The organism is Peribacillus sp. P4_C12, assembly GCF_056402095.1.
Map to the genome: position 1 here is coordinate 1 of NZ_JBFUIB010000309.1, position 4,416 is coordinate 4,416.

A 4,416-nucleotide genomic window follows, 5' to 3' on the forward strand; every position below is an offset into this window, starting at 1 on the left:
CAATAACATAATCCACACCTTCCATCACGCCCGCATCAACCATTTCCTGCGCTCCGCCTGGAAAATACTCTTCAGCGTGCTGAAAAAAGAAACGTACTTCACCCTTAATTTGATCTTTCATCCCAGAAAGAATCTTTGCGGTGCCAAGCAGCATAGCTGTATGACCATCATGGCCACATGCATGCATGACCCCCGGAGTTTGCGAAACAAAATCAAACGAATTCTCTTCCTCAATCGGCAGCGCATCCATGTCTGCACGGATGCCCAATGTTTTTCCCGGTTGAGAGCCAATTAAGCGAGCCATTACACTATATTTTGTAGGACGTGTTACTTCWAGATTCCCAAAGGATTGAAGGGTTTCGTAAACAAATTGCGAGGTTTTCTCTTCGTGATAAGACAATTCTGGATGCTGGTGAAGATAACGTCTCCAATCAATCACTTCCTGTTTTACACTCTCTACTTCCGGATATAATTTCAAACTTTGCATAATCTGTTCCTCCTCAAATATCAATCTAGAAATAATGCCTGCATCTTTAAATATGTAGGCAGGCCGAATTCCTTAGAGCAAAAATTTAAATACAGCGTTAGTAAAAATTTTCACGCCATATTCCATTGCGTCTTCATCAAAAGTAAAACGAGGATGATGGTGGGGATATACGATTCCTTTTTCCTTATTACCTGCACCGATTATGAAATATGAGCTGGGCGCTTTCTGTTGAAAAGCAGAGAAATCTTCAGCTGCCATTTGTGGTTTAGGAAAGTCAATCGCTTCATCACCATAGGTTTCGCGAACCGTATCTTCAATAACCTTCGTCACTTCATCATTGTTTATTACTGGACGATATCCGCATAGATATTCAAATTCATAGGTTGCTCCATGTGCTTCTGTAATTCCTTTCAAGACCCTTTTCATAAGGCCTGGCATGGAGTCACGGTATTTCAAGTCAAAACTGCGGACCGTTCCGCTAATCTCTACAGAGTTGGCAATTACATTTGCCGCCTCTCCCCCGACAAACTTTCCGATAGAAAGAACCAAGTTGTCCAGAGGATCTGTGTTGCGCGAAACAATATGTTGAAGATTTGTGACCACTTGTGCACCGATGGCGATACTGTCTATTGTGTCATGCGGCGCAGAGCCATGCCCGCCTTTTCCTTTAATCGTAATATGAAAGCCGTCAGGAGCTGCCATCGCCGGACCATATAAAATGCCAACCTTCCCAAATTCGAGTGTTGATATAAGATGGGCTGCAATAACATAATCCACACCTTCCATCACGCCCGCATCAACCATTTCCTGAGCTCCACCTGGGAAGTATTCTTCTGCGTGCTGAAAAAAGAAGCGTACTTCGCCTTTAATTTGATCCTTCATTCCAGAGAGAATCTTTGCCGCGCCAAGTAGCATAGCCGTATGACCATCATGCCCACAAGCATGCATGACCCCTGGTGTTTGAGAAATAAAATCGAAAGAATTCTCTTCCTCAATCGGCAGCGCATCCATATCTGCACGGATGCCCAATGTTTTTCCTGGTTGTGAGCCAATCAAGCGGGCCATTACACTATAATCCGTAGGACGTGTTACTTCTAGATTTCCAAATGATTCTATTGTTTCGTAAACAAATTGCGAGGTCTTCTTTTCATGGTAAGACAATTCTGGATTCTGATGAAAGTGACGCCTCCAGTTGATCACGTCTTCCCTTACACCTTCAATTGCAGAATTTAACGTTAAAGTGGACATATCTATACCTCCTCAAAAAATGAAAAAAAAAGGTAAATAGAAACTATAATTGAATACCTTATAAAACTTATCAAAGCAATTTATGTGCCAATTATTAATTTTCCGTCCACAATTTAGTTCTCAAATTGATATTCCCTAAACCCATCAAGATTTTTAACCCAACATTTTTTTCATTTTTAAAAACTATTTAGTAATTTGATACTCAGTGCAATATCCTAAACAAGCATTAAATCATAAAGGGAGTAAAATTTTTTACCCTCTACCGTAAAATTTTTTTTACACTTTATTTAGAACAGAAGCTTTTTTGTCTTCTGTACCTCGACACCCACAAGGATAGGATCATCTATTTAACTAAAATAAAAATGGGACGAAAAGGGGTGTATGCTCCCTAATCGTCCCTAATATTTTAGTTAGTTATGGCCGTTTCTTTTTGAAAAACCAATTGACCACCCATATAAGTTTCTTCTACTTGAATTCTATCTATTTCCTCTGGGCTAATATTCAAAATATCTTGGTCTAGCACAATAAAGTCTGCATGATAACCAGGTGTAAGTTGCCCCACATTTGGAATCCGTGTGATTTCTTGAGCGGCTCGGGTGTAAAGCGTAATAGCCGTTGGCACATCTACACGTTGATCCTGCCCTGTATCCGTACCATCATATGCAATACGTGTGACAGCTGCCTTAATTCCTACAAACGGATTAACTGGATCAACCCATGCCGTTGCTGGTGCATCAGAGGAGAACGCTATCTTAATACCTGCCTTTAACATGGATTGAATTGGATAGGTTTGCTTCGTACGTTCTGTACCTAAGTTATTAAGGTAGCTCTCGATTTCAGCATATAAAAAGATTGGTTGGGGAACAAAAGCGATTCCCGCTTCAGCTGCCCGTTGAAGAGCTTGCTTTGTAGGCATTGCTGCATGTTCAATTCTTATGGATGGCCCATCAGTGATCCACCCCTTCTTGCCGTAGAAAGTATTCACAATTAAATCAATTGCTTGCTCACCCATTGCGTGTATTACCAGTTGAATATTGTTTTTCTCGGCTGCTTCAGCTGCACTTATTAATTCCTCCTTAGAGGTCATTTGAATGCCATAGTTCTCTCCTTCTCCTAAAAATGGAGGATTGATCCACGCTGTTTGGCCAGATACGCTGCCATCTGAGAATAGTTTAACCCCTCCAATATGATTTTGGAGTTTTCTATTTGTTTTGTCCTTATCTAAGATCGGGTCATTCTTCATATCTTCCCAAATATAGTACAGCACTGTACGTTGCTTGAGGCCCTTTTCGTGTGCTGCATTATACATTTCTAAGTAATCTCTCGGTTTGGTTCTTGCTAAAAGCTCAGTAATCGCAGTAATTCCATGTGAGAGTAATTTTGGACTTAGTTCCACAAGAGCATCTGTTTCTTCATCAAATGTTTGAACCGGCATCACTTTATTGACCAGTTCTTTTGCATTTTCTCGTAAAACCCCAGTTGGCTCACCCTCTGAATCTCTATCAATTAACCCTCCTTCTGGATCTGGAGTGTCTCTTGTAATTCCCGCCAATTCCAATGCCTTACTATTCACCACTACAATATGGCCGCATGTTCGAGTTATAATAACAGGGGCATCATTTGTGGCTTTATCTAAATCCCAGCGTGAAGGTGAACGCCCTTCCGTTAATTTCCCTTCATCATATCCCCAGCTTTCAATCCAATCCTCTGAATTCTGAGATTCACGCTGTTTGCGAACCTCTTTAATCAAATCTTCAATCGATTCAACGACTGGTGGCATACATGGGATTTGCTTGGAAGCTTTAGCTAGAAATAAGGGATGCAGATGCGCATCAATGAAACCCGGGAGCACCCGTCGCCCTTGAAAATCTACACGCTCTCCATTCATTCCCTCGGTTTCTGAATGTTCTCCAACCCATTCAATGCGCCCATCACGCACTACCATAGCGCTTGCATAGGGCTGTTCCAGATTTGATGTAAATATTTTCCCATTAACATAAATAATATCGCTATTTTTATCCGTATTCATACTTTCTCTCTCCCTTAAATTTGAGTTTTTAACTAGTTAAAAAAATTCACTTCATAATTTCCATTTTTCCGATTATTCATCACATTTTTATTTTGATTGCAATTTTCATGCCAACTTTTAAATTCCGTTCTATTTCTCTATCAACATGCTTAAAGAGAATTGAAAGCCCATTTTTTCACACTGAGATTAAGGCTTTTGCTATTCAATGGAGTTCGAAGGGATTTCATGAACCTGTTTTTTAGAAGTTCGTTTATGAATAAGCGTCCCTCCAATAAAACCTATTACAGCTGGAATGAGCCATGCAAACCCATTTGAACTGAATGGAATTATGGAAATAATTTCGTTCATAAATTTGATGTTGATACCCATACTTCCTAATGTTTCAAATAGGCTGATAATAAATGTTAATAATATTGATCCCTTATAGGCTCCTGCGTTTGGTATATATTTACGGAATACACCGAGTAGGACGATGACTATCGAGACAGGATAAATCCCCATGAAAAGCGGCACGGAGTAGGCGATTATCTTTTCAACACCAAGTACCCCCATTAAAACACCTATGACACAAACCACGATCACCCAATTGCGATAACTCACTTTCTGGTTCGTCAATCCACTAAGAAAGTCTGCTATCGATGCAGTAATACCA

4 protein-coding genes are annotated in these 4,416 nt (G+C 40.3%); all 4 read right to left on the minus strand.

Annotation, left to right across the window (positions count from 1 at the left end; genetic code table 11):
• Positions 1 to 487: amidohydrolase (locus tag AC1DUW_RS21705; protein WP_477643429.1), on the minus strand; the 487-nt coding region annotated here is incomplete at its 3' end.
• Between the two features lie 72 nt (positions 488 to 559).
• Positions 560 to 1,735, minus strand: a complete 1,176-nt coding sequence (locus tag AC1DUW_RS21710) for a M20 family metallopeptidase (RefSeq protein WP_053347462.1) — start codon at positions 1,733 to 1,735, stop codon at positions 560 to 562.
• A 406-nt stretch (positions 1,736 to 2,141) separates the two neighbouring features.
• A complete protein-coding gene (locus tag AC1DUW_RS21715) occupies positions 2,142 to 3,764 on the minus strand; it encodes an amidohydrolase (RefSeq protein WP_053347463.1) in 1,623 nt (540 codons plus the stop codon).
• Positions 3,765 to 3,962: 198 nt separating this feature from the next.
• Positions 3,963 to 4,416: branched-chain amino acid transport system II carrier protein (locus AC1DUW_RS21720; RefSeq protein ID WP_477643430.1), on the minus strand; the 454-nt coding region annotated here is incomplete at its 5' end.